The following is a 1,040-nucleotide window of genomic DNA, read 5'->3' as shown; positions in this document are numbered from 1 at the left end:
GAACACGGGCGTGTCCTCCAGCTTGAGGCGGATCCAGAGGCCGAAGCCCACCAGTACCGCGGAAACCAGGAACGCGATGCGCCAGCCGTAGTCGAGGAAGGCCTGGTCCGAGAGCAGCGTCGTCAGGAGGGCAAGGGCGCCGTTGGCGAGCAGGTTGCCCGCCGGTGGTCCGATCTGGGCGGCTGAGGACCAGAAGCCGCGGCGCCGGGGATCGCCGAACTCGCTGGAGAGCAGCACCGCCGAGCCCCACTCGCCGCCTACGCCGACGCCCTGGGCGAAGCGCAGCACCACCAGCAGCGCACCGGCAACCATGCCCACGTTGTTGTAGGTCGGCAGGAGGCCGATGAGGAACGTCGCCAGGCCGATCAGCATCAGCGTGACCACAAGGACCTTCTTGCGCCCGATCCTGTCGCCGAGCCGGCCGAAGATGATGCCGCCGACCGGCCGCGAGACGTACCCCACGGCGTATGTGGAGAAGGCCAGCATGGTTCCGGTCAGCGGATCGCTGGCCGGGAAGAAAATAGCCGGAAAGACGACTGCTGCCGCGGCCGAGTAGACGGCGAAGTCGTACCACTCCAGCGAGGTCCCGGTGAGGCTGGCGGCGAAGGCCTTCAGCAGGCTCTTCCGGTCCAGGGACCCTTCCGGTGCCGGCGGAGCCGCGGATTGAGTGTTGGCGGCCATATGGCTTCCTTTCGTTGCAGGTGACTGGCGTCACTCCCTATGCATGTTGTATACATTAGGCATACGATCCCTCAAATAGCGAGAGTTGTTTGTAAACATCGTGTGAAATCACGCCAGCCCGCGCAACGAAGGATGACCCATGACTGAACTGACATTTGAACTGACGGACGGTTCCACGGTTTCCGTTGAGGTTACCGATCTCCTGAACGCCGGCTATGCCGGACGCGAACAGGACGAGGTGCAGGCCCACATTGCCGAACTCGCGGAGCTCGGCGTGCCGGGCCCGAGCACGACGCCGGCGCTGTACCCCGTCTCCCCGTACCTTGCCGCCCAGCCCGACGTCGTCGACGTCCAGCACC

Annotated in this window: 2 protein-coding genes; one reads left to right on the top strand and one right to left on the bottom strand. The window is 65.2% G+C overall.

The genetic code is table 11. The features are described 5' to 3' along the window. Positions 1-681 (bottom strand): MFS transporter (locus AC1DHD_RS16355; protein WP_476880709.1); only part of this gene is annotated, 681 nt, incomplete at its 3' end. Between the two features lie 139 nt (positions 682-820). Here AC1DHD_RS16355 and AC1DHD_RS16350 point away from each other — a divergent pair. Continuing rightward, positions 821-1,040, top strand: a 220-nt coding sequence (locus tag AC1DHD_RS16350) for a DUF2848 family protein (RefSeq protein WP_476880708.1), incomplete at its 3' end; no start/stop codon positions are given.

The sequence above is a fragment of the Arthrobacter sp. 05L45_2 genome, assembly GCF_056397525.1.
The sequence above is the reverse complement of the archived record's forward strand: the minus strand, read 5'-3'. Positions and strand labels throughout refer to the sequence as shown.